Source organism: Desertibacillus haloalkaliphilus, from assembly GCF_019039105.1.
GTDB lineage: Bacteria > Bacillota > Bacilli > Bacillales > KJ1-10-99 > Desertibacillus > Desertibacillus haloalkaliphilus.
The window spans coordinates 1-400 of record NZ_JAHPIV010000241.1 but is presented as its reverse complement, the minus strand read 5'-3'; the positions used below and the strand labels follow the sequence as shown (position 1 = coordinate 400).

1 protein-coding gene is annotated in these 400 nt (G+C 39.2%); it reads right to left on the bottom strand.

The window, feature by feature from the left end:
* A partial coding sequence (locus KH400_RS21745; protein ID WP_246589975.1) for an ABC transporter substrate-binding protein occupies positions 1-378 on the bottom strand: 378 nt, incomplete at its 3' end.
* Positions 379-400: the final 22 nt, after the last annotated feature.

Genomic DNA, 400 nt, shown 5'->3' with positions numbered 1-400 from the left:
CGGTTCAAGAGAAGGAACAAATTCTTGCATTTGTTTTACCAGTTCATCTTTCTTTTGATCTAACTCACCAGGAGTGACATCTGCATAATTTAAAGCTTTTATTCCAATTGCATTATCCATTTCTAGAAATGCCCCTTGTGATGGGTTTCCTGTAAAGACAGCGTCTACTCTTCCCTCTCTCAATGCATCCATTCCGGCATTGTTATCAGCAATTGTAACTAACGTAACGTCATCACTTGTTAAACCAACAGAGGCGAGTTGAGCTTCCAATAAGTATTGAATAATCCATTCTCCGTTGTACCCTGCTGCGATTCGTTTCCCTTTTAAATCACTTAATTTCTCTATACCTGAATCTTTCCTTACTGTGTAACCACTCATATTAAGCCTCCCTACCGAAGCA